Source organism: Psychrobium sp. 1_MG-2023, assembly GCF_030689115.1.
Lineage (GTDB): Bacteria > Pseudomonadota > Gammaproteobacteria > Enterobacterales > Psychrobiaceae > Psychrobium.
Genome location: NZ_JAUYVJ010000060.1, coordinates 1 through 4,735 on the forward strand (window position 1 = coordinate 1; position 4,735 = coordinate 4,735).

A 4,735-nucleotide genomic window follows, 5' to 3' on the forward strand; every position below is an offset into this window, starting at 1 on the left:
TTAACGGCACTCATGCCGTGGAATGTGCAGCTCGATTACACGTCAGGCTAGGCACAACGGGTTAGTTGCGCGTTTACAATAAAAGTGGTTCAACATACCGTGTCGCATACACCTTTAAGTACTGGGAGCAAATTTATGAAGAAGTAGATGGTAAGGTAAATAAGATTAAACCTCGCTCGTGGCAGAAGTTTGATATCGAGCGGCAATATTGGAAAGCAAGAGGTGTTAATTATCGCGTGCTTACCGAGCGAGATGCCACAAAGGCTGAAGCATGGAATTTTGATTACTTCGAATTAGCGTATGATTTTAAGGCTTCAAAAAGTGAACTCACTGAATTTGCTATTGGATTTGTTGAAGCTTGGCTGTTAGCTCCACACAAGTGGTTGCAAGATCACTTTAAGACGTTAGAAGTCAAAACTGGTAAGTCTTTTCAGCATATCCAGAGCCTTTTTCAGTATATGGGGTTGCATAATTTACTACCTATCAATTGTGATAAACATATTCGGTTGTTCCGCCCAGTGGAGCTCGAATTATGATTTATGTCGGTCAATTGATTAAAGTTCCTAGCCCTCAGCAAGAACTCTTGGTTTGTCATGTGAGTCTTGATTATCGCTTCGCTGCCGTTGCAGATGCTAAACATGTTAGTAGTAAGGATAACTTTTCTAAACCTAAAGCCTGGAAAGTAACAGACTTAGTCGCCCTTATACGCAAAAAAGGCGTTGAATCTGAGCAATTTGATTATCCAGGAGAGATGTCCTTTAGTGATAAAGAGCTTATTAAACAGAGTCGTGAAACATGGCTCATTAATCGGGATTGGAAGCATTGGTTAACTGCACCTTTAACGACTCCTGAGCTAATTAATCAATATATTTATGGTGAAGGTGTAGCAGATGAGCTGGAGGAGCTGATTAAAAGTAATTTAGCTAACGCTGATTTGCTAAAAGCTAAATTACTTAAGGTTAATTCTGATAAGAAGAAAGAGGTATGGACAACAAAAGGAGCTTATTACAATGCCTTGAATCGTTATATTGTCTTTGGTTGTCATCCTAATGCATTGTTGCCCTGTAAGCTTAAAAATTCTGGCAGTAATTATAAAGTCCCTCTAAAAATTGAAGATAGAAATATTAAAAGAGGCCGTAAACCCGTTAGACAGGCAAGGATTTCAGCCCCTAATATTGGTATTACTGCTGAACATAAAAGCAATATTGCGAAGCTAGTTAAATTTTTAAAGTCTGAAAAAGGTAAAAAAGAATATCCTAACTTTACGTTTAAGAAAGCGATTGAGCTTTATCAGTTCAACTTTGAAACGACCATTCTAGAACGGGAAATTGAAGGTGAAATTCACCAAATTAGAATTCCTTTCGAAAGAGAAGAAGACTGCTTATCTGAAGAGCAGGTTTATTACCATTTAAAACGCATTATTGATAAACAGTTATACCTTCAAATTAAACACGGAAATATTAGTTACGAAAAAGATTTCGCTGATAGACAAGGCTCTGCATTAGAGGGGGTTATCGGATCAACATATCGCTATGAAATTGATGCTACTGTACTTGATGTTTATGTGAGATATCCATTCGATACTACAGGCCAATACAGTATGGGGCGTCCTGTCCTTTATTTAGTTATTGATGTTTACTCAACAATGATTGTTGGGTTCTATTTAGGGTTTGATGGACCTAATTGGGAGGGGGCAGCACAAGCTTTAGTTAATGCTTGTTCATGTAAAGTTGAATTTGCTGCACGGTTTAATTACTCAATAACTGAAGGTGATTGGCCAGCTCATCACGTTCCAGTACAAGCAGCAGTAGATAATGGAACTGAGCAGCCCGATAAAGTGATTAGTACAGTCTTGCAGGCTGAGCTTGGTATTCGAGGTTATAGCTTTGCCGCTGTTTACAGAGGGGATGCAAAAGGTACAGTAGAAGGCGCTTTCAGGTGTTGAGAAAATAAAGGGGTTCACTTTGTTCCAGGAGCTTTAAATCAACATGCCCAGCGTGGAGAACAACATGCGTCTCAGCAGGCACTTCTTGATTACGACTCAATAAATATACAGTTAATTGACCTAATCATTAAGAATAATAAATCAGCAGATAGACTTCACCGATTTGATATTAATGCGATTCAATCAGGTATTGATATCACACCTGAAGCACTTTACCTACATGGACTAAAGCAAGAAATGAATGGTGGAAGAGATGGTCGTGAAATAGACCCTGGCCGTATCCATTGGGCTTTTCTTCCTGAGGAAGAAGCAACTGTCAGAGGGGACGGGATCTACTTTAAAGGTTTAGTGTACTTATCCGATTATGCAAAGGAAGCTGACTGGTTCAAAGTTGCCAACCTAAATGGTTCTTTCAAGATTATTGTTAAGAGACCTAAATCTTGGACTTCAAGTTTGTGGCATAAAACGGCAGACGGTCAATATATTCGTTTCGATTTGAAAAATGTTAACAACGGTAGCCCTTTTATTGGCCAGCATTGGGAGCCAGTACAGCATTTATTAGAGCAGTTTAAAGATAAACGGCATCAAAATAAGCTAAATACTAAAAAGCTGACTATCCAAAGAAACAACTTATTAGCCGAGCTTAAGCGGTTAAATGAGGATGCCATCGAAGGTGCTGATACAAACACTTCTAAAAGCGTGCAAAGAGATATTAAGCAGCGCCAAAAGGTATTCGTTGCCGTTCAGCATGTAATCAAAGCAATTGACCATCAATTGGCTTTGCAGGGCGATCTTTTATCGCAAGCACCTACCCAAATTCAACCTCAATTAGATTCTGACAACGATGCGTTGTTATAGGAGACATCATGATATTACCTGCAAGTTATAATAAGCACCTTGATTTAAATTTAAATAACAATCCTTTGTCGGAATCGATTCAGGTTGAGTTATCGAACGAAAAGTTGATCGATTCATTAACAATTTTACCCAATGCTCAGGATAATTATTGGCAGCTACCTGAAGTTTATCAAATGTCGCAACTCAGACAATTATCAGTTGTTAATTCGCCTCACCCTTATACTCAGGCTTTATATAATAAAATCATGAGTTTGAAGCTTTTCGGTTATACCCATAGGAACCCATTCTCTGCGGAAACAGTAAAAATAAATACCAATATTGCACACTCATTACGTGAAAAAAAACTGTATAAACCTGAAAACTACCCTGGGCTAGCTCCTACAACAGCACCATCTGTTCTTGTCTCAGGTGAATCAGGAACCGGTAAAACTACGTTAATAAGAAGTGTACTAAGCAAGACTCCACAAGCTGTACAGCATAGCAGCTATAAGGGAACCCCTTTTAATAAAAAGCAATTGAATTGGTTATCGATTGATATGCCGGCTACAGGCTCCCCTAAAGCTTTGTGCGCTAACTTTTTTAAAGCGGTAGATGATGTACTTGGTACTGAGCATAAAAAAGAATGGGTAGATAAAAATAAATTTGGTGCTGATGTTATGTTTGGCGCTGTTCAACATGTAGCGATGAAGCATTTCTTAGGCTTAATTCACATTGATGAATTACAATTTATTTTAGGCTATAAAAAAGTTGAACATAGCCCTTCATTGCAATTACTGGAAAGCTTATTTAATAAAATCGGCATTCCCGTTATTTTAAGCTGTACCCGGCAAGGTGTTGATTTGTTTCAAACACTCAAAGAGGATGACCATCGCATAGGTCATGATATTACTATTGTTAGACGTATGCTTAGCGATAGACAATTCGTTATTGGTTTAAATAAGTTTGATTCTAAACATTTTAATACCCTGTTTAATGCTTTATTTCCCCGTGCATTCATATTAGATACTAATACTACTCGCTTAGAAGAGTTTCGATCTGAATTTCACCGATTATCATGCGGGCTTCCTGCCATTATGACTCGATTAGCACTTTTGCATCATGAAGCAGTGCAGCATGATTTTAATAAAGTCACCGACCAATCAAAAGGTTTTACAACACTCAGCCCTGAATTATTAAGAGTTGTTTATGATCAGCAATTTAGTTTGATTGATCCTGCGTTAATTGCTTTGAGGAAGCACAACCCTGAAAAGTTTGAATCTTTAATACGTGATATAGCGACTAAAAAACCTACCTATTCTAATAGCGAAAAGCTTGAAGCTGAAAATATAGCTAAGTTACAACAAAGCAACCCTACAAAAGTTTTGAAAACAGATGATAATTCAAAAGGCACAGTTGCTAGTGTATCTAGTGACTTGTCTTCTGATGAATTTTTACAGGGGATAGGTAATGATGAACAATAATGTTGAGTTGCCGTATTTATTCCCTAACGAGCATTTGCTTAGTGTCTTGGCTAGGTGGTTTGATTTAACAGGGCGAAATGACTTTTTGATGACTTGCAAAAAAGTATCGTCAAACCTGACAAAATTAACGCCTTCAGCGATTTGGCGTCCTGTTTTTCGTGATTTAGCTAGTCATTATAAAGAGACTATGCCGCTTGAGGTTATACTTAAAGAACATACTCTACTTCCTTATTATCGCTCATTCTTAACATTAACAGAACTTGAGTTGTTTAATGATGAATTACTAAAGCTCGGGCCGAGTTTCAAGTTGCTGCCTAAGTTACAGCAAAATCTTAAGTATGCTCATTATTGGCGGTGGTGTAAGGAATGCGCTCATGATGATTATGAAGAATATGGGTAAGCGGTCAATTAACCCCACCTACCAATGTTAATGGGCTTTTAGAATAATAACCTCACTATTTATCCACTTGAG

The 4,735-nt window shown here is 37.9% G+C and carries 5 protein-coding genes; all 5 read left to right on the forward strand.

Annotation, left to right across the window (positions count from 1 at the left end):
- Window positions 1-65 precede the first annotated feature (65 nt).
- The gene (locus tag Q8W26_RS17645; protein ID WP_101215980.1) at window positions 66-536 is read left to right on the forward strand and encodes a TnsA endonuclease N-terminal domain-containing protein; all 471 of its coding nucleotides are present in this window, start codon (window positions 66-68) and stop codon (window positions 534-536) included.
- Window positions 533-1,945 carry a hypothetical protein gene (locus Q8W26_RS17650; RefSeq protein ID WP_101215979.1) on the forward strand — a complete coding sequence of 471 codons (1,413 nt, stop codon included), beginning with the start codon at window positions 533-535 and terminating at the stop codon, window positions 1,943-1,945. Before Q8W26_RS17645 ends, Q8W26_RS17650 begins: the two co-directional genes overlap by 4 nt.
- Window positions 1,946-2,182: 237 nt before the next feature.
- Window positions 2,183-2,803, forward strand: coding sequence for a hypothetical protein (locus Q8W26_RS17655; RefSeq protein WP_101215978.1), 621 nt, complete (start codon window positions 2,183-2,185; stop codon window positions 2,801-2,803).
- Between the two features lie 8 nt (window positions 2,804-2,811).
- Window positions 2,812-4,263: an ATP-binding protein gene (locus Q8W26_RS17660; protein WP_101215977.1), complete on the forward strand. Its 1,452-nt coding sequence runs from the start codon at window positions 2,812-2,814 to the stop codon at window positions 4,261-4,263.
- Complete coding sequence (locus tag Q8W26_RS17665) at window positions 4,250-4,663, forward strand: hypothetical protein (protein ID WP_153071551.1); 414 nt, start codon at window positions 4,250-4,252, stop codon at window positions 4,661-4,663. The genes Q8W26_RS17660 and Q8W26_RS17665 overlap by 14 nt, the downstream gene beginning before the upstream one ends.
- Window positions 4,664-4,735: the final 72 nt, after the last annotated feature.